Genomic DNA, 23,867 nt, shown 5'->3' on the forward strand with positions numbered 1-23,867 from the left:
CGGGCGCAAGGCCAGACGCCGCTGGAGCCATGCTTCTTCGTCGCCCTGTCGACCTTCGCTTTCTCAACTCTTGCGGCTCGAAGAATCGTACCAGCTCCATCGCGCGGACTTCTAAGCAGCTCAGGAGTAGCTAGACCATCGAAATGACCGCTTTGCGGCGAAGAGTCCGATCAATAGGCGCCGCGGCGATGCGAAACGGATTGTGCTACAGGCTCGTTTGCAATCCTTAAGAAGTCATGACCAGCATGCGCGCGCAATGCGTGCGCCCGTCGACTCGCAATCACGCGCAACGCGACTTTTGCTTGGCTCGCGAGGGCCAAGCGCGAGGCGGCCTCCCATGCAGGCGCAGTCAACATTCCAAACCATCGCTCGAATTTACGCTACCGCCGCAGCCCATTGTCAGAAAGCTGGTTCCGTGATGAAAGGGCTGAAATCGTATCAAACGCGGCATTCGCATGATCTATGATTATGGCGTCATCGGCGCGGGCATTGTCGGCTTGGCGACCGCGATGGAAATCTTGCGCGCGCGCCCTCACGCGTCGATCTTCCTCCTTGAAAAGGAAAGCGAGATCGCCCGGCATCAGACCGGACACAATAGCGGCGTCATTCATGCAGGCATTTACTACGCGCCGGGAAGCCTGAAGGCGCGCCTCTGCCGCGAAGGCGCTGAGGCCACGAAGGCGTTTTGCGCTGAACAGGGCGTCGCGTTCGAAACATGCGGCAAGCTCCTCGTCGCGACCAGCGAGGCGGAGCGCATTCGCATGGACGCTCTCTACGAGCGGTCCAAGCAAAATAACATCGACGTCGAGCGGATCGACGGCGTCGAGCTGACGCGAAGAGAGCCCAGCATCGCCGGTCTCGCCGCTCTCTTCGTTCCGTCAACCGCGATTGTCGATTACAGGCGCGTCAGTGAAGCGCTCGCCCGAATCGTGGCGGCTAAGGGCGGCGATCTGCGCCTCAACGCCGAAGTCGTCGCCATCCAGGAAAACGCCGACGCCGTCGCGATTTCGACCCCCTCGCAAAGCCTGCACGCAAAATCTCTTGTCGTTTGCGCCGGATTGCAATCCGACCGCCTCGCAAAAATGGCGGGCCTTCCGATCAATCATCAGATCGTGCCCTTTCGCGGCGAGTTTTACGCGTTGCCGCGGTCGCGGGCCGGTCTGATCAGCAGCCTGATTTACCCCATCCCCAACCCCGACTTGCCCTTTTTGGGGATTCACCTCACCAAGACGATTAACGGCGGCATTATCGTCGGCCCGAACGCAGTGCTCGGCTTCGCCCGCGAGGGATATAAGAAATTTTCCGTAGACGCCCGCGACGTCGCCGCCTATGCCGCATTTCCGGGATTTTGGAGGGCGATCCTTTCGCATCTTGGATCGGGCGCGGCGGAGATGCGAAACTCCTTGTGGAAACGCGGCTACCTTGCGCAATGCCAAAAATACTGCCCGAGCCTGTCGATTGACGACCTCCACGAGCCCATGGCCGGAATACGCGCACAGGCCGTCCTGCGCGATGGGACCCTGGCGCATGATTTCCTGTTCGCCGAAACGCCGCGCATGCTGCATGTCTGCAACGCTCCGTCGCCGGCGGCGACCTCGGCCATCCCGATTGCGCGCATGATCGCGGAAAAGGCTTTGGCGCAATTTGACGCGACCATGGGCTGACGCCGCCAGACGCGTCTGCGGCGGCCATCGTAATGAACAGGGAGGCCAAGCATGACCACCGCCGCGACGCCCGAAAAAATATTCAACATCGGCTTTGGATTCTGGAGCTCGAAAGTCCTTTTGAGCGCCGTCGAGCTCGGCGTTTTCACCGAGCTCGCCAAAGGGCCGCTCGATTTGGCCTCTTTGGCGCATCGGATTGGCTTGCATGATCGCGCGGCGCGCGATTTCCTTGATGCGCTTGTCGCGCTCAAACTTCTCGATCGCGGGGACGGGCTTTACAGCAACAGCGCCGAGACGGACCTTTTTCTTGACCGCGCCAAGCCGAGCTATATCGGCGGCCTCTTGGAAATGGCCAACACCCGCCTTTACAGCGCCTGGGGCGCGCTGACGGAGGCGCTGAAAACCGGCAAGCCGCAGAATGAGAGCAAAGATTCGGGCGATCTTTTCGCCGCGCTCTATGCAGACCCGAATCGTTTGCGCTCCTTCCTGGCCGCAATGAGCGGAGTCAGCGCAGGCGCCGCGCAAGCGATCGCAGCCAAGTTTCCATGGAAGGAGCGCAAGAGCTTCGTCGATGTCGGAGCGGCGCAAGGGATGGTTACGGTTACCCTGGCGCGGAGTTATCCGCATCTTGCGGGAACAGGCTTCGATCTTCCTCAGGTGCAGCCGGTGTTCGAGGAGTTCGCAGGAAAAAGCGGCGTCCTTGACCGGGTCGTGTTTCGCGGCGGAAATTTCTTCGCAGATCCGCTCCCGACCGCAGATGTGATCATCATGGGCCATATCCTGCACGATTGGGACCTGACGCAGAAACGCATGCTGCTCGCCAAGGCCTATGACGCGCTGCCCAAGGGCGGCGCGCTCATTGTTTATGAAGCGATCATCGATGACGAGCGGCGGCAAAACGCCTTCGGCCTCTTGATGAGCTTGAACATGCTGATCGAGACTTCGGGCGGCTTCGATTTTACCGGCGCCGACTGTCAGGCATGGATGCGCGAGGCCGGCTTCGCGGAGACGCGCGTCGAGCCGCTCGTCGGCCCCGATTCGATGGTCATTGGCGTAAAATAGGCGTTCGGCCGAGAATAGAGGATTGAAAGCGAAGACATTTGCAATGGCGCGGCCGCCCTCTATAATGGCGCATCTTCAACATAACGAAAGGAGGTGATCCAGTGTCTCATTGTCTCACGCTGCGGGCCCTGACCTGGACTCATTCCTTTGAGGCTTTCGCCTCCTAAGGACAGAGCGATTGCGGACCGCGGTCTGGCAATGGAAGGGCCGTCCATTTGGGCGGCCCTTCTTTTTGGGCCTGGGCCGACGCCGCTTCGCTTGAAGTCTCAAGATCGCGCGCCGCCAGCCTATCCCTTGATCATCTCGATCAGGCGCAGCGCGTTTGCCGGCGCATGGCCCGCTTGATCATTGTTGAAATAGCAATAGACGTCGATCTCTTGGCGGGCGAAGCTGTAAATCTGTTTCGCCCAGGACCGCAACGCCCGGTCGTCATAGCTTCCCTGATATTTCCCGCCCGGCCCATGCAGGCGCAGGTAGACGAAATCGGCAGTCGTCCAACTGGGCGATTGCACGCCCTCGATGTCGAAGATGCAGAAGGCGCAATTCGCCTCAGCGAGCACATCGCGCGCCGCGTCGCAAAGCCAGCGTCGGTCCCGGAACTCGAAGGCGTAACGATGCTTCGCCGGCAGGGCGGCGATGAAGCTCGCCAGCCTCTCCGGATCCGGCAAGAATCGCGGCGGAGTCTGGAAAAGAATTGGCCCCAGCTTTTCGCCTAGAAGATCGACGCGCGGAAAGAATTTTTCAAAGCTTTTTGGTGCGTCCTTGAGCCGCTTGACATGGGTCGTGTAGCGGCTCGCCTTGCAAGCGAAGAGGAAATGCTTCGGCGTTCGCGCGAGCCAGCTCCGCACCGACTCCGGCTCAGGCAGGCGATAAAAAGAGTAATTGAGCTCAACGGTAGCGAATCGCTCCGCGTAAAACGCGAGCATGTCTTCGGCGGCGAGGGTCTCGGGATAGAAAGGGCCGCGCCAATGATCGTAGCGCCAGCCGGACGTCCCAATGTGGATTTCGCCTTCCATGAAGCCGGCAACGCGACGCCGCGCGCCCTGGTTCCCGCTTCGTCTTGGCCTAAAGGCGAGCTTGCGTCGCGGCGCCCGCCCCCTCGGTCGCAGCATGCGAGCCGGACGACATCACGTCGGCGAGCCAGGCTTGCCATTCTTTCACTGTGCCATTGAAGGCGTTGCGGTCGACATAGCCCCGAATGCCCGGGACATGGCCCTCGGCGGTGTGCTGCCAGAAATGCCAATGCCGAGCGCCGTATTTCACAGACGGATGGCTTTTCACGCTGCGGACCCAGATGGGATAGTCGGTGAATTCGCCTTGCATCACGTCGCGATGAAAATCAACGGCCGTATAGATCACAGGCTTCTTGCCATAGGCCCGCTCCATCGCCGCAAGAATGATTTTCATCTGCACGATGGCGACCTCGCGCGGCACGCGTTTGGCGCAAGTTTTCGATTGCCCATTCCATTCGACGTCGAGGACCGGCGGCAAGGCGTCAGGATCGTTGGGCACATTGGCGGTGAACCAGGACGCCTGCTGCTCCATCGGCCGGCACCAATAGGCGAAATGATAGGCGCCGCGCGGCACGCCCGCGGCCTTCGCCGCCGCCCAATTGCGGGCGAATTTATCGTCGACATGGTCGCCGCCTTCGGTCGCCTTGATCCAGGCGAAACGGACGCCTGAGGCGCGCACGCTGTCCCAATCTATGTCGCCCTGATATTTTGAGACGTCTATGCCATGGACTTCGAAATCTGTCGGGCGAGGGAGAGCGTCGTCGACGAAGCCGCCGCCGGCGCATCCGGCGACCAGAAACATCAGGGCGAGCGCTAAAAGCGAAGAAGGTAAATGTCGCATGGACGCCACTGCCTAAAGTCAGATTAGAGCAATTTAGCCGAAAGGCGGTAATAGGGCGTTAACACGTCCAAAAAACGGCCGCCCACGAATCACGCGATGAAATTCTTCTCCGACTCACGATCCGAGCCTGAAATTCCGCCGAACTCGGCTCCTTTACGCCTCTGTCTCAATGTCCCGCCGTATTTTGCTCCCGCGCGGCGAAGACTTGCCCAAACTGAGCCGTCATTTATGAAGCGAGAAGCGCGCCAGCGCAATTGGTTCTGACGCTTCCAATCTCACCGAGCAGTTTGTCGATATTGAGGACGAAGCACAGATTTAACCCACAATCTTGCTTCGGGGTGCGGATCGAAAGTTTTTCGCTTTGCATAGGCTTGACGCGCCCCGCACCGGCCAAAGCTAACTTTCCAAAGAGCCAGAAACTCATTCACCCAGCTTCGCCGCGTCGTCCATTTTTACATGGATTTACTATAGAGCTTTCTTTTAGATTGCCTCATGGGACATTTGATCTGGGTGCGCCTTACATGCGGCAGGAGCCAGAACGACAGGCTTGCGGCAACGCAGGGGCTCTGCGCTCCGACAGCCTGGACAGGGGACTTCCGGGCGCTCATAAGGCTCGAATCCGGGTGAAGGAGATCAAGAAAAGCGGCCTTAAGCCGTCTGCTGTCATTTACCTGTCACGCCCCTCGACAAAGACGGTAGGAGGCCGAAAAGCGCCCCCTTCCCGCCAAGGCCTCATCTAAACGACCTGTGAAAGGCCTCCATGCTGTCTCGGTTCGTCGCCTTCACTTCGCTTGGCCGAAAGGCGCTCCCCAATCAATATGACCTGCTTGCCCTTGCGTTGATTTTCGCCGGCTTCGTCGCGGGGTCGCATATTTCCGGCGGGCTGACCCTGCCCCTCGAAGCGCCCGAATCGACCGTCAATTCGCTCGATTACTGGAACCTGCCCTATTACGCATTGCGCACGACGCTGCGGATGTTCGCGGCGATTGCGGCGTCGCTCCTATTCACTTTCACTTACGCGACGCTGGCGGCGAAAAGCCGGCGCGCTGAGATGATCCTGATCCCGATTCTCGACGTCCTGCAATCGGTGCCAATCCTCGGCTTTCTCTCCTTCACAGTGACTTTCTTCCTCGGACTTTTTCCGGGCTCGATCCTGGGCGCCGAATGCGCGGCGGTCTTCGCGATCTTCACCTCGCAAGCCTGGAACATGGCCTTTTCTTTCTACCAGTCGCTGCGCGGCGTCCCGCGAGACCTCGTCGAAGTGTCGCGCGGCTTCGGGCTCTCAGGCTGGCAGACATTCTGGCAATTGGAGGCGCCTTTCGCCATGCCAGGGCTCATCTGGAACATGATGATGTCAATGTCCGGCGGCTGGTTTTTCGTCGTCGCTTCTGAGGCGATCGCGGTTGGCGACACAACGGTCAAGCTGCCTGGCATCGGGGCCTATCTCGCCCTCGCCATCGAGGACAAGAGCATCCCGGCGGTCCTCGCGGCGATCATCACAATGTTCGTCGTGATCATCGCCTATGATCAATTGTTGTTTCGCCCGCTGGTCGTCTTTGGAGCGCGGTTTCGGGTCGAGCTCACGGCCAGCCAGACCAAGGAAAGGTCCTGGGTGGCGCAGGTCTTCGCGAGAACGCGTTGGCTGCGCGCGGCGACGCGCGGCCCGGCTCAGCTCTTCCAAAGCATCGCGCTCTGGCGCCTCGAATTGCCCGGGCGCGCGACTGCGCTCTCGTCGCAACATCCCGGCGTGAGCCGGATTATTGACGCGCTCTGGCTGACCCTGGTCGGGCTCATCACGCTTTGGGCCACATGGATCGTCGTCGATTATGTGCGCCAGACGCTGTCTTGGGGCGATCTTGGACAAAGCGTGCTTTACACGCTTATCACCATGCTGCGCGTGATCGTCCTCATGGCCCTGGCGACGCTCGTCTGGGTCCCAGTCGGCGTGTGGATTGGCCTCAGACCTGCGCTCGCCGAGAAAATCCAGCCGCTCGCGCAATTCCTGGCGGCCTTCCCGGCCAATGTCATTTTTCCCGTCGCCGTCGTCGGCATCGTGCGATTCGCCCTCAATCCCGACATTTGGCTGAGTTTTTTGATCGTCTTCGGGACGCAATGGTACATTCTGTTCAACGTGATCGCGGGCGCGTCGGCGTTCCCCAACGATCTCAAGGAGGCGGCGGCGAGCTTTCGCATCCACGGCTGGGACTGGTGGAAAAGCGTCATCATTCCGGGGATCTTCCCCTATTACATGACTGGAGCGCTGACTGCGTCGGGCGGATCGTGGAACGCGGCGATCGTCGCCGAATATGTTAAATGGGGCGACCAGACGATTTCCGCGCATGGGATCGGCGCCTATATCGCCGAGGCGACCGCCGATGGCGATTATCCAAAGATCGTGCTCGGCGTGGCCGTGATGTCGATCTTCGTCATTATGTTCAACCGCCTGCTGTGGCGTCCGCTTTTCGGCTTGGCCGAAAGGCGGCTGCGACTTGATTGAGGTAGTCTCATGCTCGATGTGAATGTGCGGACCCCGCTCGCCGTCAAGACCCCCTTGCTCGACGTGAAGAACGTCTGCCAGCACTATCAGACTGGGTCAGGCGAACAGGGCCCGGCGGTTCTCGACAATGTCTCGCTCGCTCTGTACGAAAACGAGATCGTCGGCCTGCTCGGCCGTTCGGGCTGCGGCAAATCCTCGCTCTTGCGCATCGTGTCCGGCCTTGCGAGGGCCGCCGACGGCGAGGTCAATTATCTCGGAAAGCCCGTCAACGGCCCGGTCGACGGCGTCGCCATGGTGTTTCAAAGTTTCGCGCTGTTTCCCTGGCTCTCCGTGCTTTCCAACGTTGAGCTCGGCCTTCGGGCGAAGAAAATTCCGAAAGAGGACGCCCGACGGCGCGCCTTGAAGGCGATCGACCTTATCGGGCTCGATGGATTCGAATCCGCCTTCCCGAAGGAATTATCGGGCGGCATGCGCCAGCGCGTCGGCTTCGCCCGGGCGCTTGTCGTCCACCCCAATATTCTGCTGATGGACGAGCCGTTCTCCGCGCTCGACGTGCTCACCGCCGAGACGCTGCGGACGGACCTTCTCGACCTCTGGGTCGAAGGACGCATGCCGATCAAGGCCATCCTCATGGTGACGCATAACATCGAGGAGGCGGTGCTGATGTGCAACCGCATCATCGTGCTCGCGTCAAATCCGGGCCGCGTCGCCGCCGAAATCCAGGTCGGGCTGCAGCATCCGCGCAACCGGCTCGATCCAGAGTTCCGGCAATTGGTCGACAAGATCTACGCCTTGATGACAAAGCGGCCGGAGCCTGCCGCGCTCGGCCGGGAGGGCACATTCCCCGGCCTCGGCTTCGCCATGGCGCTGCCGCAGGTCTCCACCAACACGCTCGCCGGCATGATCGAGGAAATCGCCGCGCCGCCTTATCATGGCCGCGCCGATCTTCCGGCGCTCGCCGACAGCCTGCAGATGGAAATCGACGAGCTGTTTCCTGTCGGCGAAACCTTGCAGCTCCTGCGCTTCGCGGAAATCGAGGAAGGCGACATCAAGTTGACGCCCGCCGGGCTGCGCTTCGCGGACGCCGAGGTCGATGTGCGCAAGAAGCTGTTCGGCGACCATCTTCTGGCCTATGTGCCGCTCGCGGCGCGGATCAGGCTGGTGCTCGACGATCGCCCGACGCACACCGCCCGCGCGGTCCGCTTCCTCGAGGAGCTTGAGGATTACATGTCTGACGAATACGCCGAGCGGACCTTGAAAAGCGTCGTCAACTGGGGCCGCTACGGCGAGCTTTTCGCCTATGATGAGACCACCGAGACATTCAGTCTGGAAAACCCGCAATAGAGCATTTCGCGAAAAAGTTGCTCGACCTTGTCGTTTCCGACATGCTCCCCCTCGTTGAAAATAAGCGGTTCCTTTTCGACCGCGTAAGTCCACGCGATCGGGAAGCACTTTAGGAGATGGTCTTCCAATGCTTTCTCGCCGCAGTTTTCTTGGCGGTTCATTAGCCGCCGGCATCGCGCCCTTCACGCGGGCGCAAGCAATCGAGTCGTCGCCGACAGTGTTGCGGCTGGAGCGTCGCAGCATTGAGGTGAACGGCAAATCCGCCTCGGTGCTCGGCATCCGCCAACCGAATGGCCAGTTCGGGATTGCGACCGAAATCGGCAAGCCTTTCCACGTCCGCGTCGAAAACCGTCTGTCTGAGCCTAGCTTGATTCATTGGCACGGGCTCACACCGCCCTGGCGGCAAGACGGCGTCCCCGGCGTCTCGGCGCCGCCCATTCCGGCGGGCGGAAGCGCCGACTATGACTTCCCTCTTACCTTCGGCGGCACGTATTGGATGCATTCGCACGAAGGGCTGCAGGAGCAAGTTCTTCTAGCTGCGCCGCTGATCATCCACGGCGGCGCCGATCGCGCGGACGAGCAGGACATCGTCCTGATGCTCGCCGACTTCAGCTTCACTCCGCCGGAGGAAATTTTTAAGCGGCTCCGAAACGGCGGCGGCATGGCGGCCATGAACGGCGCGGCGAAGTCACCGGCCATGATGGGCGCTAATCCCGGCATGGCCATGCCGAAGGCGGCAGCCAAGCCAGACTTGAACGACGTCAAGTATGACGCCTTTCTCGCCAATGAGCGCACCCTCGCCGACCCCGAGGTCGTGAAGGTTGAACCCGGCCGTTCGGCGCTGCTGCGGGTGATCAACAGCTCGTCGATGAGCGCCTTTCATATCGATCTCGGCCAGCTCAAAGGCGATTTGATCGCCGTGGACGGCCATCGCATCACCCCGCTCAAGGGCCGCAGCTTTCCGATCGCGGTCTCGCAGCGCCTGGATATAAGGCTGGCGATCCCGCGGCGCGCGGCGGCCTACCCCGTGCTTGCGCGGCTCGAAGGCGAGCGCCGGCAGACGGGCCTCATCCTCGTCGCCGGCCGCGGCCATGTCAGGCGCGCGCCGGAGCTGGCGGATGCGGCTTCCCCGCCGCTGACGCTTGAGCTGGAAAGCCGGCTACGGGCGGCTGAGCCATTGAAGGCGCGCGAAGCTGATCGGAGCCATACGCTGAACCTGACCGGCGAAATGGCGGGCTATCGCTGGTCGATCAACGGGGTGGAATGGACGGAGGAGACTCCGCCGCTGCCGGTCGCCGAAGGCGAGCGGGTGGAGCTGATATTCGTCAACAAGACGGCGATGCCGCATCCCATGCATCTGCATGGCCATGTTTTTCAGGTCGTCGCGATCAATGGAAATAGATTCGCGGGTGCCATGCGCGACTCGCTGCTTGTTCCGCCGGAGACAAGCGTCACGGTCGCATTCGACGCCAATAATCCCGGCTGGTGGGCCGTCCACTGCCACCTGCTTTACCACCTGGCGGCCGGTATGTTCACGACGATCCGCTACGTCTGAGCGCGCCGCGGCGGGCTCGGTTTCACGCGAGCCCGAACCAGACCGTGGCTATGCCTAGAAAAGACGCGTAGCCCACGACATCCGTCACGGTGGTGACAAAGGCGCTCGACGACACGGCGGGATCTATATCGAAGCGGTTGAGTGCTTGGGGGATCAAGATGCCGCCCAGCGCGCCGGCCACGAGATTGGTCAGCATGGCCAGCGCGATAACGACGCCAATTCCTGCGAACCCGAACCAGACGCTCGCGACCAATCCTGTGATGAGGCCGAACGCGGCGCCGTTCAAGACGCCGACGAAGATTTCGCGCAGGACCACGCGCAGCGCATTCGCGCGCGACAATTCCCGCGTCGCGAGCGCGCGGACGGCGACCGTCATCGTCTGGGTCGCGGCATTGCCGCCCTGGCTCGCGACGATCGGCGCGAGCACGGCGAGCGCCACCATTTTCTGCAATGATCCTTCGAAGAGGCCGAGCACGGACGAGGCGATGAAGGCGGTGATCAGATTGACGAAGAGCCAAGGGAAACGGCTTCGCGTCGTCCACCAGACCGTATCCGACAATTCTTCCTGCTCGGACACGCCGCCGAGCGCTTTCACTTCGGCGTCGGCTTCCTCCTGAATGACATCGACGATATCGTCGATCGTAATGACTCCGACGAGACGCTCGGCTTCGTCGACGACCGGAACCGAAACGAGATTATAGCGCTGGAAGACGCGCGCCACTTCCTCGCGATCCTCCTTCACCTCGACGCGGCGGCGATCCGAGCACATGATGTCCTCGAGTTTCGCCGAACTTTTCGCGCGCAGGAGAGTGTCGAGGAAAACATTGCCGAGAAGCCGATGCGCCGGATCGACGATGAAGATTTCGAAGAAGGAATCCGGCAAATTTTCTTCGTCGGTATCGCGCATGATATTGATCGCCTGCCCTGCCGTCCAAAAGGGCGGCGCGGTGACGAAGGTCGTCTGCATGAGACGGCCGGCGGAATAATCCGGGTAATCGAGCGAGCGTTGCAACTGCGCCCTGTCGACGGGCGGGAGCGCCTCGAGAATCTCGGCCTGGTCTTCGGCGTCGAGGTCTTCGAGAATGGTGACGGCATCGTCGCTCTCGAGGTCGCGGACGCCTTCGGCGACGGTCTCATTCGGCAGCTCAGCGAGAATTTCGTCGCGGATATGGTGGTCCATCTCGGTCAGGGCCGCGAAATCGAAATCGCTTCCCATAAGTTTGATGAACGCCGCGCGCAGATCCGGTTCGAGCGCCGCGATCAGCGCGCCGAGATCTGCTTCATGGAGGTCGCCGGCCAGTTGACGCACAAGCGCGGCATTGCCCGCGCTGACAGCCGCCGCTACATTTTTGAGAAAATTCGGCTCGATCGCGCCGTCTTCGTCATAGATTGACGCAGCGTCTCCCGGCAGTCGATCCGGATGCGCCGTAACGACGTCATAGTCGTGTTCCATATCAGCCATGCGCATACTCAAACCTTGTCCGGGATCGCTCGGTTCTTAGAGCGCTTTCCTTCTCAAGGGAAACCCGAAAGCGTACTATCCTCTTGTTTTGGCCTATTTTCTTCAGGGCGAGCGGGTTCTGGAGGGCGATGCAAGGGACAGCGAATGAAGGAGAAGCGCGTGCTTGCGACATTCATCTTGGCTGTGGCCTTTCTCGGCTTGATATTTCTCCTGGCTCACCGAGCGGCGGCTAGTTCAGCGCGCTGCCTGCCAGACGCGTTAGGCGTGAGCCGGACCTTGGAGCTCAGCGCGCAAGGCGGTTGGCAGGTCGGGCTTAAAACCTATCCGCGAACCTTGGCGCTGGACGACCATGAAATCGTGCTTACCTTTGACGATGGGCCGACCCATACGACCGCCAAGGTGCTCGACGCCTTGGCGAAGGAATGCGTCAAGGCGACATTTTTTCTCGTCGGCCGCAACGCCGCGGCCATGCCTTCGCTGGTGAGGCGCCAAATTGCTGAGGGCCACACGGTCGGACATCACACATTTTCGCATCCGGGCGCTACGCTGCGGCGGCTTGGCGAGAAGGCGGCGCAAAATGAGATCGAGAAAGGTTTCTCCGCGGACGACAAGGCCGCCTATGGCGCGGCCGGCGCGGCTCCGAGGACGCCTTTCTTTAGATTTCCGGGCTTCGCCGACACGCCCGCGCTGGTGGAATGGCTCTCGGCGCGAAACATCGCGGTGTTTGGCGCGGACGTCTGGGCGTCCGACTGGCAGCCGATGACGCCGGAAGCTCAGCTCGCCTTGGTTCTCGCCCGGCTCGAGAAGGAAGGTCGCGGCATTCTGCTCTTCCATGATTCGAAGGAGCAAACCGCCGCCATGTTGCCGGCGCTGTTACGCGAATTGAAGCAACGCGGCTTCAAGATCGTGCACGTGAAGCCGGGCGCGGAGCCACCGGCCATGCAGGCCGCGCCGCAAGGCTGGACCTCCGAGACCGACAAGATCATCGCCGATGTGTTCGCGAAGGAGACTCACGCAGGAAGAAAGGCGCATGGCGTTGCGCCCGCGCCCCAGGCGCAGCCGGCGCCCGCCAAATGAACGCGAGGGCGCCGCTAAACGCCGCTTTTGCAAGGCAATTTAGAGAAATGGTGCGGCCAAGAGGACTCGAACCTCCACTGGTTGCCCAACTAGCACCTCAAGCTAGCGCGTCTACCAATTCCGCCATGGCCGCAAGCATCCCCTTAGGAGCGCGAAAGCACGTCTTAAGGGCAGGCGCGTCGTCTAACAAATCGGCGCAGACGTGGCAAGGCCAAGCGGCGAAATGGAAAGCGAATCCGCCGCAAACATGCGGGCGGCGTTATGATGCGTCATGACCGAGTCTGAAACAGCGATGCGCCAAAGCCTGGCGCGCCTTATGGCGCCGAAACTCGCCGGGCCGCCGATCGAATGGCGGGTTTCCGACGGGCTCACGCCCTATGAGGAGGCCGTCGCCTACATGGAGGCGCGCGCGGAAGCCATAGCCTCCGGCGCGGCGGCGGAGCAGGTCTGGCTCCTCGAACATCCGCCCATTTACACCGCGGGCACATCCGCGCGGGACGCCGATCTGACCGATCCCCGCTTCCCGGTCCATAGGACAGGACGCGGCGGGCAATTCACCTATCACGGGCCGGGTCAAAGGGTCGCTTATGTCATGCTCGATCTGAAGCGCCGCCGGCCAGATTTGCGCGCCTATGTGGCGGGCCTTGAGGAATGGCTTATCGCCAGCCTGGCCGCTTTCAACGTGACGGGAGAACGGCGGGAGGATCGCGTAGGAGTCTGGGTCCGCCGGCCCGACAAGCGGCGCGGAATCAATGGCGAAATCGCCGAGGACAAGATAGCGGCGATCGGCGTCAGGATCAAGCGCTGGGTCTCTTTCCACGGCGTCTCCCTCAATGTCGAGCCAGAGCTCGAGCATTTTTCCGGCATTGTTCCCTGCGGCGTTTCGGACTCGCATCTGGGCGTGACGAGCCTTGTCGATCTCGGCCGCCCGGCAACCATGCCCGAGGTCGACGCCATCCTCGCGCGCGAATTCGAGCCGATCTTCGGAGAGATCATTCGGATCTGAAACGGCCTGACCAAGGCGCTCGCGGCCGCAATGGTTCAGTTCTTGCTTTCCATGGCTGTCGCAGAGGCCGCCATCGCGCGGCGTAGCATTGCCGGAGCCGGAAATTCCGATGACCACAGGTTATGACATTAAATTCGCCCGCGCCTTTTTCGGCTTGCCCGTGGAGGAGCGCCTGACCAAGCTCATCGACAATTCGTTTCCGGATTGGATTCACAATTGCAACGTCGGCGTCAGCCTCGTCTACGACAAGGCGTGCCATATGATCGAAGCCGTGACCGAGAAGGTTCTTGAGGTCGATGAGGCCCATCTCGGCGATTTCGAGGTTTTCGCCTCAAGCACCGCGCATGAAGTCGAGACCGGCTATGATCTCTATAATCCCGACACAGGCGCCCTGGTCGCAATCGGCGCGAACGGCAATGACGACGGCTATTTTTACATGCTCGAAACCGGAATTCGCGCCTTGAGCACGGATAACGCCAAGTTCGAGCCGCGCTGGCTCGTCCCGGAAGACGAAAAAATCGGGACCCACCTGGTCAAGACTTACGGCCGGGTGTTTTCGGCGCAATTGCGCTATTGGACGCATGATTCCGACGATTATCAGAAGCTTTACGACGAGTTCAAAGCCACGATCGGGAAATTTCCCGATGTGAAATTCGTCGAAAAGCAATTGACCGCCCCAATCCGCAAAAAGAGCAGGTTCCGGCTGAAGCGCAAGGAAGCGCTCGAAACTTTTGACACCCCGGTGACGGCGATCGCCATCGGCCGCGAGCTTTGAGCTCCCGAAGCGCTTCCGACGCCAAGCCCAGGATGTGCGGCGCCTTTCAAGGAGCGCTCTCGTTTATTGAGGCGAGCTGATCGTCCGCCGAATGACCAAGGCCGCATCCGCGATCAGAGCCGGCGTGACAATGTCGCGCCGCAGCACATCGGCCCAGGCGATCAGGTCGGCGATCTTCGCAGAAGCGCGCCAATCGTCGGGCAGGACGCCGCCTGCGTCCTGATAGGCTTGCGCGACAGCCGCGATAAAAACCTCCTTGTCGCCGAGGGGCGGGCGCAAAAGATTGCCGAAATCGAAAGCAGGCGAACCGGCAAAGGCGAATTCCCAGTCGAGCACGGCCGCAATCCGCCAGCCATGCTCTTCTTCGCGCCGCACCAGAATATTCGAGGCGTTGAAATCGGCATGGACGAGGCAGGCTTCGCCGAGCCAGGCGTCGAGCCGACGCCCCTCCCCTTCCATGAATGAGACGAGAGCGGCCGCAAGGTCAGGACCAAGCCGCTCGCTCAAGACCCCGGAATCCAGGCAGGAACGCAGAAAGGCGATGACCGCTTCATGACGGAAATCGATCGGAGCCTCGACGCAAAGCTCGGCGTTGAGGTAGCCAGCCGTCTCGAACGAGATGGCATGGATTCCGGCGAGAACTTCGCCGAGGCGCATGCCGAGCGCCCCCTGGCTCTTCTCATCGAGGCCGTGACCGATACTCGCAAGACGCGCCCCTTCGATCCATTCAAGAATCGCGTAAGGCTCGCCCGTCACAGGGTTGGTCTTCGCAAAATAAAGGAAGCGCGCGGTCGGCAGCCCACGCCGCAGGAGCAGCGCATTAAGGGCCGCCTCCTTGCCGGCATCCTTGGGGCTGCCCTGGTAAAGGCGCAGGTTTACGCGTGAAGGCGGGGCAGATAGGCCGACCTCGATATTCGTATTGGTCAACCCGCCTCTTGCGGATTTGCAATATTCTATTCGAGCCGCAGGGAAAGCCGCCACCACGAGGCTTTCGATGGCCGCTCTATCGAGCCTGATTTCAGGCTCATTGCGGCCCCAGCCCTCGCGCATATTTCCGTTCGATCCTTGTGCAGAAATTTCTCAAGCCAATTCCACCAAAAGCCCGTCGCGCAGGGTCACGCGCCGATCCATCCGCCCGGCCAGCTCCATGTTATGGGTCGCAATCAAGGTCGCAAGGCCGGTCGCCCTGACGATCGCGTCGAGCGCCTCGAAAACATGATTGGCGGTCTTTGGGTCGAGATTGCCGGTCGGCTCATCGGCGAGCAAAAGGCCGGGGCCATTGGCGACGGCCCGCGCGATCGCGACGCGCTGCTGCTCGCCGCCGGAAAGCTCCGCCGGCCGATGCTTTCCACGCGCGGCAAGGCCGAGATAATCGAGCAATTGCATTGCGCGGTCCTTTGCCTCCCGCCGGGAATAGCCGCCGATCATCTGCGGCAGCATGATATTTTCCAGCGCCGAAAATTCGGGCAGCAGATGATGGAACTGGTAGACGAAACCGATCTCGCTGCGCCGCAAGGCGGTGCGCGCGTCGTCCGCCAAATGCGTCGTGCCAAGGCCTGCGACATAGACCTCGCCGGCGTCCGGCTTTTCGAGAAGGCCGGCGATATGGAGGAGCGTCGATTTCCCCGCGCCCGACGGCGCAATCAGCGCGACCGACTGGCCCGCCCAGAGAGAAAAATCGGCGCCGCGCAAAATCTCGAGCGGCAACCCCGCCTGATCATAGCTGCGTTCGATCTTTTCAAGATAAAGCGCAGGAGCGGACATGGCTATTCGTAACGCAGCGCTTCGACCGGATCGAGCTTCGCGGCGCGCCAGGACGGATAGATCGTCGCCAGAATCGAAAGCGCGAGCGTCATCGAAACAACCGCCAAAACATCGCGCGGATCGACCACGGAGGGCAGACGCGACAGAAAATAGAGCTCGGCGGGAAAGAGATTAGCGTGAAGGAGCTGGTTCAGGATCTGGCGCATCGCCTCGACATTGCTCGCGACGAGGAGGCCGAGAAGAAAGCCGGCGAAGGTCCCGGCCACGCCAATCGACGCGCCGGTGATCAGGAAGATTCGCATGATCCCACCGCGAGTCGCGCCCATCGTGCGCAGCACGGCAATGTCATGGCCCTTGTCCTTGACCAGCATGATGAGGCCGGAAATGATGTTGAGCGCCGCGACAAGAACGATCAGCGTCAGGATGATGAACATGACGTTTCGCTCGACGTTCAGCGCATCGAAGAATGTCTTGTTGCGCTCGCGCCAGTCGGTCACGATCATCGGCCGCATCACAGCCGCGTCGATCTCGCTGCGAACCGCATCGAGATCCTCCGGCTTATGCACGAAGACTTCGATGACGCTCGCCTCATTGTCCTTGTTGAAGAAGCCTTGCGCCTCCGGCAGGGACATATAGACGAAGAGATTGTCGAATTCCGCCATGCCGATCTGGAAGATCGCGGCGACCGGATAGACCTTGCTGCGCGGCGCGACGCCAAACGGCGTCTGCGCCCCATTCGCGATCAGAATCTTGATCTTGTCGCCAATGCGAAGCCCTAGATTTTCCGCAAGCCTTTGCCCAATCGCGACGCCGCCCGCCTTGTCGAAGCCCTCGAGCGTGCCTTGCCTCACATTTCCGGCGACGCCTGGCAGGCGCTTGATGTCGGCCTCCCTGACGCCGCGCACGAGCGCGAAGGCCATGTTGGTCGTGGACGCAGCCGCCGGAGCCTCGATCATCGGGATCGCCGCGTCGACACCTGGCACAGCCGCGACTTCATTCGCCACTTCATCATAATCGGTGAGCGGCGAATCCGCCGCCTGAAGGAAAATATGGCCGTTGATGCCGACGATCTTGTCCAAAAGCTCCTTATGAAAACCATTCATCACCGACATGACGACGATGAGCGTCGCGACCCCCAGCATGATCCCGAGAAAGGAAAAGCCCGCGATGACGGAGACAAAGCTTCCCTGCCGCCGCGCGCGCAGATAGCGAAAGGCGATCATCCATTCGAAAGGCGCGAAAGGGCGCGTGCGCGCCGCTGAAATCTCCGTCATGCCGCCGCCAGACGCGCGATCGCTTCAGCGAGATCGAGGCTCTCCCGCGCGCCCGTCGCCCGTGTCTTCACCTCAACCTTGCCTTCAGCCAAGCCCTTGGGGCCGACGATGACCTGGTAAGGCAGGCCGATCAGATCGAGCTTGGCGAATTTGCCGCCCGGCCGATCGTCGGTGTCGTCATAGAGAACCTCGACGCCCGCTTTTTCGAATGCGGCGTAAAGATCGGCGCAGGCCTTGTCCGTGGCTGCGTCGCCGACCTTGAGATTAGCGAGGCCGATCTTGAAAGGCGCGACGGCCTCGGGCCAGATGATGCCGTTCTCGTCGTGGTTCGCCTCGATCAGCGCGCCGACGAGACGCGAGACGCCGACGCCATAGGAGCCGCCTTGAAAGGGCCGCTCGACTCCATCGGGCCCGGTTATCAGGGCTTGCATCGGCTTTGAATATTTCTCGCCAAAATAGAAGACCTGGCCCACCTCGATGCCTCGCGTGTGGATGCGCTTGCCTTCGGGCGTCTCGCGCTCGAAACGCGCCTTGTCATGCACATCCTCGGTCGCGGCGTAAAGACCCGTCCATTCCTGAATGATGGACGAAAGATCGCCGTCATAATCGGTGGTCTCCGGCGGAATTGGCAGGTTCAGCACATCGGCATGGCAAAACACCGCCGACTCGCCGGTTTCGGCCAGTATAATGAATTCATGCGAAAGGTCTCCCCCGATCGGCCCGGTCTCAGCCCGCATCGGAATGGCCCGCAAGCCCATGCGCGCGAAAATGCGCAAATAAGCGACGAACATGCGCTGATAGGAGAGCCGCGCCGAAGCCTCGTCGAAATCGAAGGAATAAGCGTCCTTCATCAAAAACTCCCGCCCGCGCATGACGCCGAACCGCGGCCTCTGCTCGTCGCGAAACTTCCATTGGATGTGGTAGAGGATCTTCGGCAGATCACGATAGGAGCGCACATAGGCGCGGAAGATTTCGGTGATCATATCCTCATTGGTCGGCCCATAGAGGAGCTCGCGCTGGTGCCGGTCCTTGATCCGCAGCATTTCCGGACCATAGGCTTCATAGCGGCCGGTCTCGCGCCATAGATCGGCCAGTTGCAAGGTCGGCATCAAAAGCTCGATGGCCCCTGCCCGGTCCATCTCCTCGCGCACGATCTGCCCAACTTTCTGCAGGACGCGGAGACCCAGCGGCAGCCAGGCATAAATTCCGGCGGCCTCCTGCCGGATCATGCCGGCGCGCAGCATCAAACGATGCGAGACGATTTCGGCCTCTTTGGGCGTCTCGCGTAAAATGGGCAGGAAGTAACGGGAAAGGCGCATTTGCTGTTTGTAGTCCAGTTCTCGTTAACAGGATAGAATCACGCCCATCGCCCAGGGCGCGCTGGAGCAAATTCGCGCCCAAACAATCGCAAAGAAGCCGAAAACACAAGCCGGCCACTTCAAACCGGCGACGATCTTGCGCCTTGCGGCGGATGATCGGCGGCTCGAGAGATTCGGCGCCCGCGTTTTTTTAACGCTGTCGGCTGTCGGGTTTTGCGCGTCTGTTCGTCTTAATCAGTGGGACGATTGCGATCCCCGCCCGATAGCGCGCTGCGGGAAATTTGTCACGCTGTGCGGACCATTGCGGATCGCTGGCGCAGACGTGGCGGGCCTCTCCCTCCCTCCCGCCACGTCTGTCCAGAAGCGCCGCGCCATGGCCACTGGCGCAAGGCCACGCCGAGGCCTCTTCTCTGACTCCGTGAAGAATGCATGACGAAGCTTTCGCCGCCCGGCATTCTCGCGTGCTTGACTCATCCTCGCCGCCTTGAGAGCTTTTTCAGCGCGCCGCATCAAAGCGAAGATGCTTTAAGATTCCGATTGGCGTCGAATCTCGATCCCCTGATCGGCCGACGCAAAAAGGAACTTGCCCCATGCGCGCGCTTCTGGTCGTCGCTCATCCGCTCGAAGCCAGCTTCGCCAAAGCGGCGGCGGCGCGCATCCGCGCGACGCTCGAACGGCGTGGCGTGGAGGTCGATTTGATCGACCTTTATGCCGATGATTTCGACCCGCGCCTCACCGCGGTCGAGCGCGCCTCTTATTTTACTACGCCCTATGACGCGCGCGCCGTCGCCGATTATGTCGAAAGGCTCCAGCACGCCGACAGGCTCATATTCGTCTTTCCTCAATGGTGGTTCAACATGCCGGCGATCCTGAAGGGCTTCTTCGATCGCGTGCTTGTCCCGGGCGTCGCCTTCGACCATGCGCCCGGCGGCGGCCTGATCCCGCGCCTCACGCATGTCGAGGCGATCTGGGTGGTGACCTCGACCGGCGCGCCTTGGTGGGCGACGCGGCTCTACATGGGCGACCCCGTGCGGCGTCAGATCTCCCGCGGCGTCAAGGCTTTCGTCAACCGCAAGGCCCGGTTCCGCATGCTGACGCTGCACGACATGGACCGCATGACCGAGGCGCGCGCCGGGGCGTTTCTCGGGCGTCTCGAACGGGCCTTTCGAGATTTCTGAAACGCGGTCGCCGAGCGATCGAGGCCGGAAAAAGCTCGAGCGCCTCGCCTAATTCAAGCGAAGATCTCGCAATTCTCAAGCAATCGTTTTATCCTTGTCAAAAAATTTACGTATCGGCGCCGTATTTGCACGGCCAAGACTTTGGTTTCTTTGGGTGCAGGAGCTTGCCATGGCCGAGATCATAGAAAAGCTTATAAAGATTATTGAAAAACCCTACCAGGCCCTAGGGCTCGGCGCCGCTTTGGCCTTTGTGATTCTGGTGCTCTATCACCACTCAGACCTCGACAGGGGCTATTTCGGACCATTCTTCACCGTCCTGCATGTGATTTCCGGGGTCACCTGGATCGGGCTCCTCTATTATTTCAATCTTGTGCAAATCCCGACCGTGCCCAAAATTCCAGCAGAGCTGAAGCCGGCCATCGGCAAATATATAGCTCCTGAGGCGCTCTTCTGGTTCCGCTGGTCGGCGGCCGCCACCGTGGCGACCGGGCTCATCGTCTTCGCAAGCGGGACCGCCGTCACCAACTTGACGATCCTCACCGGCGCGCTGCTCGGCCTTATCATGGCTTATAATGTTTGGTTCATCATTTGGCCGAACCAGAAAGTCGCGCTCGGCCTTGTGCCGGCGGACGACGAGGCGAAGGCCAAAGCCGCGCGCCTCGCCATGCTGACCTCGCGCACCAATTTCGTTTTGTCGATTCCGATGCTCTATTGCATGGTGACGGCGCGGCTCGTCGGATAGGTATGCGACGGAGCCTCACTCCACGGTGACGCTCTTCGCCAGATTGCGCGGCTGATCGGCGTCTTTCCCCATGACGACCGCCGTGTGATAGGCGATGAGCTGAATCGGGACGGCATAGACCATCGCCGAGAAATCCGGCGCAATATCGCCCATCACAATCGCGGCCTCCGCCTCGGCCGCGAAATCGCGCGCAAGAGCGCTATCGCCGATGAGGATCAGGCGGCCGCCTCGCGCGGCCACTTCCTGCATGTTCGAGATTGTTTTCTCGATCACGGCGTCCCTGGGGGCGATGACGATGACCGGCATGTCCTCGTCGATGAGCGCGATCGGCCCGTGCTTCAGCTCGCCCGCCGCATAACCCTCCGCGTGAATATAGGAAATTTCCTTGAGCTTCAGCGCGCCTTCGAGCGCCAATGGATAGGATGTCCCGCGGCCGAGATAGAGCACGTTGTGGACCTTGGCGATCTCCCGCGCCAGGCTCTCGACGCGGCTCTCGCAGGCGAGCGCCTCTGCAATGAGGCCGGGGAGCGCCATGAGCTCGGCGACGACCTTTGCTTCCGCCGCATCGTCGAGCGCCCCCCGCGCGCGCCCTATCGCGAGCGCAAGGCAGGCGAGGACCGCGAGCTGGCAAGTGAAGGCCTTGGTCGAAGCGACGCCGATTTCGGGACCGGCCAGGGTCAGCGCGGCGATGTCGCTCTCGCGCGCTATGGTCGAGGTCGCGACATTGACCACGGAGAGAACCTTCTGGCCGTGTTCCTTGGCGCAGCGCAGCGACGCCAAAGTGTCGGCCGTCTCGCCCGATTGCGAGATGAGGAGGGTGAGGCCGCCTGGCTCCAAGGGCGGATCCCGGTAGCGAAACTCGGAGGCGATCTCGATGTCGACCGGCAGGCGCGCGAAACGCTCGAACCAATATTTGCCCATGAGCCCAGCGATATAGGCCGTTCCGCAGCCGCAAATCGTAAGGCGCGAAAGTTTCGCAACATCGACGGGCAGGTCGAAGGGAAGCGCCGCGCGGCCTGAAGACATATCGAGATAATGCGCCAATGTGCGGGCCACAACTTCGGGCTGCTCATGAATTTCCTTCGCCATGAAGTGGCGGTAATTGCCCTTGTCGATCAAGAAGGCCGAGGCGGCGGTCTTGATCTTTCGCCTTTCGACCGGAGCGCCGGCGGCGTCGAAAAATGACGCGGAACGATGCGTCAGCACGACGAAGTCGCCGGTCTCCAGATAAGCGATCGTGTCGGTGAAAGGGGCAAGCGCAAGCGCGTCGGAACCGAGAAACATTTCTCCGGCCCTGTCGTCCTCGCCGAAACCAACCGCCAGCGGCGCGCCTCGGCTCGCGCCGATCAGAAGATCTTCTTCGCCCTCAAAGATCATGGCGAAAGCGAAAGCCCCCTTGAGGCGAGGCAGGCTTGCCGCAACCGCCTCGATTGGAGCTTTGCCGCCTTGCATGGCGTCGGTCACGAGATGGGCGATAACCTCTGAGTCCGTCTCGGTCGCAAATTCATGGCCCTTGGCCCGCAACTCGTCGCGCAGCTCGCGAAAATTCTCGATAATGCCATTGTGCACCACGGCGAGCTTGGCGCTCGCATGCGGATGCGCGTTATTTTCGGTCGGCCGGCCATGGGTCGCCCAGCGCGTATGGCCGATCCCTATGGTTCCGGCGAGCGGCTCCTCGGCGAGGCGCATTTCGAGATTTTTGAGCTTGCCGCCGGCGCGGCGGCGCGCCAGCCGGCCATTTTCGAGGGTCGCTATTCCCGCCGAATCGTAGCCTCGATATTCGAGCCTTTTCAGAGCCTCCAAAAGCAGCCCGACGACCGGACCCCGCCCGAGAATGCCGACAATTCCACACATTTACATCTCCTGCGCCGCCAGACCGAAGCGCGCAACGCCTGCCGAGAGGCCCGCGTCCAAATCGTCTATTTCTGCTTTTTGCTGCGAAAAGCTTTAGCCCAGCCGGGCTTCTCGATCTGACCCGCGCGCCCCAACGCCAGCGCATCCGGCTCGACGTCCTTCGTGATCACGGACCCTGAGCCTATATAGGCGCCCGCGCCGATCTTGACCGGCGCCACCAGGGAGCTGTTCGAGCCAATGAAGGCGTTTTCGCCAATCTCGGTGCGATATTTGCCGGCGCCGTCATAATTGCAGGTGATCGCTCCGGCGCCGATATTCGTCTTGGCCCCAATGGCGGCGTCGCCAATATAGCTCAAATGGTTGATCTTCGCTCCGGCGCCGACATAGGACGCCTTCACCTCGACGAAATTGCCGATATGCACATTTGGCCCGAGTTCCGCGCCCGGACGCAACCTGGCGAATGGGCCGAGCGACACATTCGGCCCGACCGTTGCGCCTTCGAGATGCGAAAAGGAGCGAATGAGGCTCCCCTCCCCGACGCTGACGCCGACGCCGAAGAAAACATGCGGCTCGACGATGACGTCGCGGTCCAGCGAAGTGTCAAATGACAAAGTCACACTCAAAGGATCGACCAAGGTCGCGCCGTTTCGCATTGCCGCGTCGCGCAAGCGCTGCTGCAAGATCGCCTCGGCGGCGGCGAGCTGCGCCCGGTCATTGATCCCCAGAACCTCGTCCTCGGCGACCTTCAAGGCGCTGGCCCCGAGGCCGCGGCCCTTGGCTATGGCGACGACATCGGTCAGGTAAAATTCTCCCTTGGCGTTGGCGTTGCCGACCGCATCGAGCAGGCCCAGCGCGCGCGCGCCGTCGAGCGCCATGAGCCCGGCGTTGCACATCCGCACGCCGCGCTCGGCCTCGCTCGCATCGCGGTCCTCGCGGATTGCGACCAGCGTGTCATTCTCTACGATGAGCCGGCCGTAGCCGGTCGGGTCCTTCGCTTCAAATCCCAAGGCGACGATCGCGTCTCTCCCCTCGGCCAGGGCCTTGCGCATTTTCACGAAAGTCTCCGGGCGCACGAGAGGCGTGTCGGCGAAGACGACGAGAATGTCGTCATACCCTTGAGCGATCGCCTCGCGCGCGGCGAGCACGGCATGGGCGGTGCCGAGCCGCTCGGCCTGAATGGCGAACTCCGCCTCGGGGGCAATGGCTTTGGCCTCGGCGATGACCGCGGTCGGGTCAGACCCCGCGACGATGACGATGCGGTCGGCCCCAGCCTTCACGACCGAGCTCAAGACATGCGCAAGCATCGATCGGCCGGCGAGCTTGTGCAGCACTTTCGGCCGCGCCGAGCGCATTCGAGATCCCTCGCCGGCGGCAAGGACGATCGCCAGGCAGGAGCGGCCGGGGCGACTGCGACTTGGAAGGGGGGCAAGGACCATCAGA

The 23,867-nt window shown here is 61.4% G+C and carries 20 protein-coding genes and 1 tRNA gene; 10 read left to right on the forward strand and 11 right to left on the reverse strand.

Annotation, left to right across the window (positions count from 1 at the left end; genetic code table 11):
* Positions 1–455: 455 nt before the first annotated feature.
* Together lhgO and RZS28_RS17965 are read left to right on the forward strand one after the other, a co-directional pair.
* Entirely contained in the window at positions 456–1,664 is a 1,209-nt protein-coding gene (gene lhgO, locus RZS28_RS17960) for an L-2-hydroxyglutarate oxidase (protein ID WP_407339088.1), read from the forward strand.
* A gap of 51 nt (positions 1,665–1,715) precedes the next feature.
* Positions 1,716–2,726: a methyltransferase gene (locus RZS28_RS17965; protein WP_407339089.1), complete on the forward strand. Its 1,011-nt coding sequence runs from the start codon at positions 1,716–1,718 to the stop codon at positions 2,724–2,726.
* A gap of 287 nt (positions 2,727–3,013) precedes the next feature.
* On the opposite strand, the gene RZS28_RS17970 is transcribed toward RZS28_RS17965, so the two are convergent.
* The 3 genes from RZS28_RS17970 to RZS28_RS17980 all read right to left on the reverse strand — a co-directional run bounded on the left by RZS28_RS17970 (position 3,014) and on the right by RZS28_RS17980 (position 5,004).
* A complete protein-coding gene (locus tag RZS28_RS17970) occupies positions 3,014–3,742 on the reverse strand; it encodes a DUF72 domain-containing protein (RefSeq protein ID WP_407339090.1) in 729 nt (242 codons plus the stop codon).
* 49 nt (positions 3,743–3,791) lie between these two features.
* The gene (locus RZS28_RS17975; RefSeq protein ID WP_407339091.1) at positions 3,792–4,580 is read right to left on the reverse strand and encodes a GH25 family lysozyme; all 789 of its coding nucleotides are present in this window, start codon (positions 4,578–4,580) and stop codon (positions 3,792–3,794) included.
* Between the two features lie 226 nt (positions 4,581–4,806).
* Complete coding sequence (locus RZS28_RS17980; protein WP_407339092.1) at positions 4,807–5,004, reverse strand: hypothetical protein; 198 nt, start codon at positions 5,002–5,004, stop codon at positions 4,807–4,809.
* 336 nt (positions 5,005–5,340) lie between these two features.
* On the opposite strand from RZS28_RS17980, the gene RZS28_RS17985 reads away from it, so the two are divergent.
* From RZS28_RS17985 to RZS28_RS17995, 3 genes are all read left to right on the forward strand, one after another.
* Entirely contained in the window at positions 5,341–7,077 is a 1,737-nt protein-coding gene (locus RZS28_RS17985) for an ABC transporter permease (RefSeq protein WP_407339093.1), read from the forward strand.
* A gap of 9 nt (positions 7,078–7,086) precedes the next feature.
* Positions 7,087–8,421 carry an AAA-associated domain-containing protein gene (locus RZS28_RS17990; protein WP_407339094.1) on the forward strand — a complete coding sequence of 445 codons (1,335 nt, stop codon included), beginning with the start codon at positions 7,087–7,089 and terminating at the stop codon, positions 8,419–8,421.
* A gap of 127 nt (positions 8,422–8,548) precedes the next feature.
* Positions 8,549–9,976: a multicopper oxidase family protein gene (locus tag RZS28_RS17995; protein ID WP_407339095.1), complete on the forward strand. Its 1,428-nt coding sequence runs from the start codon at positions 8,549–8,551 to the stop codon at positions 9,974–9,976.
* A 22-nt stretch (positions 9,977–9,998) separates the two neighbouring features.
* On the opposite strand, the gene mgtE is transcribed toward RZS28_RS17995, so the two are convergent.
* Positions 9,999–11,429, reverse strand: a complete 1,431-nt coding sequence (gene mgtE, locus RZS28_RS18000; protein ID WP_407341166.1) for a magnesium transporter — start codon at positions 11,427–11,429, stop codon at positions 9,999–10,001.
* A gap of 153 nt (positions 11,430–11,582) precedes the next feature.
* On the opposite strand from mgtE, the gene RZS28_RS18005 reads away from it, so the two are divergent.
* Entirely contained in the window at positions 11,583–12,515 is a 933-nt protein-coding gene (locus RZS28_RS18005) for a polysaccharide deacetylase family protein (protein ID WP_407339096.1), read from the forward strand.
* 48 nt (positions 12,516–12,563) lie between these two features.
* Here the strand turns inward: RZS28_RS18005 and RZS28_RS18010 are convergent.
* A tRNA-Leu gene (locus RZS28_RS18010) sits at positions 12,564–12,648 on the reverse strand.
* Between the two features lie 159 nt (positions 12,649–12,807).
* On the opposite strand from RZS28_RS18010, the gene lipB reads away from it, so the two are divergent.
* Complete coding sequence (lipB, locus tag RZS28_RS18015) at positions 12,808–13,521, forward strand: lipoyl(octanoyl) transferase LipB (protein ID WP_407341167.1); 714 nt, start codon at positions 12,808–12,810, stop codon at positions 13,519–13,521.
* Between the two features lie 109 nt (positions 13,522–13,630).
* Positions 13,631–14,296, forward strand: coding sequence for a hypothetical protein (locus tag RZS28_RS18020; RefSeq protein ID WP_407339097.1), 666 nt, complete (start codon positions 13,631–13,633; stop codon positions 14,294–14,296).
* Between the two features lie 63 nt (positions 14,297–14,359).
* On the opposite strand, the gene RZS28_RS18025 is transcribed toward RZS28_RS18020, so the two are convergent.
* Genes RZS28_RS18025 through proS form a run of 4 tightly spaced genes read right to left on the reverse strand, consistent with a single transcriptional unit; the run spans position 14,360 to position 18,653 of the window.
* Entirely contained in the window at positions 14,360–15,346 is a 987-nt protein-coding gene (locus RZS28_RS18025) for a phosphotransferase family protein (RefSeq protein WP_407339098.1), read from the reverse strand.
* A 30-nt stretch (positions 15,347–15,376) separates the two neighbouring features.
* Positions 15,377–16,060, reverse strand: coding sequence for an ABC transporter ATP-binding protein (locus RZS28_RS18030; RefSeq protein WP_407339099.1), 684 nt, complete (start codon positions 16,058–16,060; stop codon positions 15,377–15,379).
* A 2-nt stretch (positions 16,061–16,062) separates the two neighbouring features.
* Positions 16,063–17,334 (reverse strand): lipoprotein-releasing ABC transporter permease subunit, encoded by a 1,272-nt coding sequence (locus RZS28_RS18035; RefSeq protein WP_407339100.1) that lies wholly within the window; start codon positions 17,332–17,334, stop codon positions 16,063–16,065.
* Positions 17,331–18,653 (reverse strand): proline--tRNA ligase, encoded by a 1,323-nt coding sequence (gene proS, locus RZS28_RS18040; protein ID WP_407339101.1) that lies wholly within the window; start codon positions 18,651–18,653, stop codon positions 17,331–17,333. Before proS ends, RZS28_RS18035 begins: the two co-directional genes overlap by 4 nt.
* 590 nt (positions 18,654–19,243) lie before the next feature.
* Here proS and RZS28_RS18045 point away from each other — a divergent pair.
* Complete coding sequence (locus RZS28_RS18045) at positions 19,244–19,831, forward strand: NAD(P)H-dependent oxidoreductase (RefSeq protein WP_407339102.1); 588 nt, start codon at positions 19,244–19,246, stop codon at positions 19,829–19,831.
* Positions 19,832–20,000: 169 nt separating this feature from the next.
* Complete coding sequence (locus tag RZS28_RS18050) at positions 20,001–20,573, forward strand: urate hydroxylase PuuD (RefSeq protein ID WP_407339103.1); 573 nt, start codon at positions 20,001–20,003, stop codon at positions 20,571–20,573.
* Between the two features lie 15 nt (positions 20,574–20,588).
* Here RZS28_RS18050 and glmS read toward each other — a convergent pair whose 3' ends face one another.
* Positions 20,589–22,427: a glutamine--fructose-6-phosphate transaminase (isomerizing) gene (gene glmS / locus RZS28_RS18055; protein WP_407339104.1), complete on the reverse strand. Its 1,839-nt coding sequence runs from the start codon at positions 22,425–22,427 to the stop codon at positions 20,589–20,591.
* Between the two features lie 65 nt (positions 22,428–22,492).
* Positions 22,493–23,863, reverse strand: coding sequence for a bifunctional UDP-N-acetylglucosamine diphosphorylase/glucosamine-1-phosphate N-acetyltransferase GlmU (glmU, locus tag RZS28_RS18060; protein WP_407339105.1), 1,371 nt, complete (start codon positions 23,861–23,863; stop codon positions 22,493–22,495).
* Between the last annotated feature and the right edge of the window lie 4 nt (positions 23,864–23,867).

It is taken from the genome of Methylocapsa polymorpha, assembly GCF_045689225.1.
GTDB lineage: Bacteria > Pseudomonadota > Alphaproteobacteria > Rhizobiales > Beijerinckiaceae > Methylocapsa > Methylocapsa polymorpha.

What these genes read in the sequence shown, in the direction of transcription:
- lhgO (WP_407339088.1), top strand. Translation starts at nt 456, where the DNA reads ATGATCTATGATTATGGCGTCATCGGCGCGGGCATTGTCGGCTTGGCG.
- RZS28_RS17965 (WP_407339089.1), top strand. Translation starts at nt 1,716, where the DNA reads ATGACCACCGCCGCGACGCCCGAAAAAATATTCAACATCGGCTTTGGA.
- RZS28_RS17970 (WP_407339090.1), bottom strand. Translation starts at nt 3,742, where the DNA reads ATGGAAGGCGAAATCCACATTGGGACGTCCGGCTGGCGCTACGATCAT.
- RZS28_RS17975 (WP_407339091.1), bottom strand. Translation starts at nt 4,580, where the DNA reads ATGCGACATTTACCTTCTTCGCTTTTAGCGCTCGCCCTGATGTTTCTG.
- RZS28_RS17980 (WP_407339092.1), bottom strand. Translation starts at nt 5,004, where the DNA reads ATGAGTTTCTGGCTCTTTGGAAAGTTAGCTTTGGCCGGTGCGGGGCGC.
- RZS28_RS17985 (WP_407339093.1), top strand. Translation starts at nt 5,341, where the DNA reads ATGCTGTCTCGGTTCGTCGCCTTCACTTCGCTTGGCCGAAAGGCGCTC.
- RZS28_RS17990 (WP_407339094.1), top strand. Translation starts at nt 7,087, where the DNA reads ATGCTCGATGTGAATGTGCGGACCCCGCTCGCCGTCAAGACCCCCTTG.
- RZS28_RS17995 (WP_407339095.1), top strand. Translation starts at nt 8,549, where the DNA reads ATGCTTTCTCGCCGCAGTTTTCTTGGCGGTTCATTAGCCGCCGGCATC.
- mgtE (WP_407341166.1), bottom strand. Translation starts at nt 11,429, where the DNA reads ATGGAACACGACTATGACGTCGTTACGGCGCATCCGGATCGACTGCCG.
- RZS28_RS18005 (WP_407339096.1), top strand. Translation starts at nt 11,583, where the DNA reads ATGAAGGAGAAGCGCGTGCTTGCGACATTCATCTTGGCTGTGGCCTTT.
- lipB (WP_407341167.1), top strand. Translation starts at nt 12,808, where the DNA reads ATGCGCCAAAGCCTGGCGCGCCTTATGGCGCCGAAACTCGCCGGGCCG.
- RZS28_RS18020 (WP_407339097.1), top strand. Translation starts at nt 13,631, where the DNA reads ATGACCACAGGTTATGACATTAAATTCGCCCGCGCCTTTTTCGGCTTG.
- RZS28_RS18025 (WP_407339098.1), bottom strand. Translation starts at nt 15,346, where the DNA reads ATGCGCGAGGGCTGGGGCCGCAATGAGCCTGAAATCAGGCTCGATAGA.
- RZS28_RS18030 (WP_407339099.1), bottom strand. Translation starts at nt 16,060, where the DNA reads ATGTCCGCTCCTGCGCTTTATCTTGAAAAGATCGAACGCAGCTATGAT.
- RZS28_RS18035 (WP_407339100.1), bottom strand. Translation starts at nt 17,334, where the DNA reads ATGACGGAGATTTCAGCGGCGCGCACGCGCCCTTTCGCGCCTTTCGAA.
- proS (WP_407339101.1), bottom strand. Translation starts at nt 18,653, where the DNA reads ATGCGCCTTTCCCGTTACTTCCTGCCCATTTTACGCGAGACGCCCAAA.
- RZS28_RS18045 (WP_407339102.1), top strand. Translation starts at nt 19,244, where the DNA reads ATGCGCGCGCTTCTGGTCGTCGCTCATCCGCTCGAAGCCAGCTTCGCC.
- RZS28_RS18050 (WP_407339103.1), top strand. Translation starts at nt 20,001, where the DNA reads ATGGCCGAGATCATAGAAAAGCTTATAAAGATTATTGAAAAACCCTAC.
- glmS (WP_407339104.1), bottom strand. Translation starts at nt 22,427, where the DNA reads ATGTGTGGAATTGTCGGCATTCTCGGGCGGGGTCCGGTCGTCGGGCTG.
- glmU (WP_407339105.1), bottom strand. Translation starts at nt 23,863, where the DNA reads ATGGTCCTTGCCCCCCTTCCAAGTCGCAGTCGCCCCGGCCGCTCCTGC.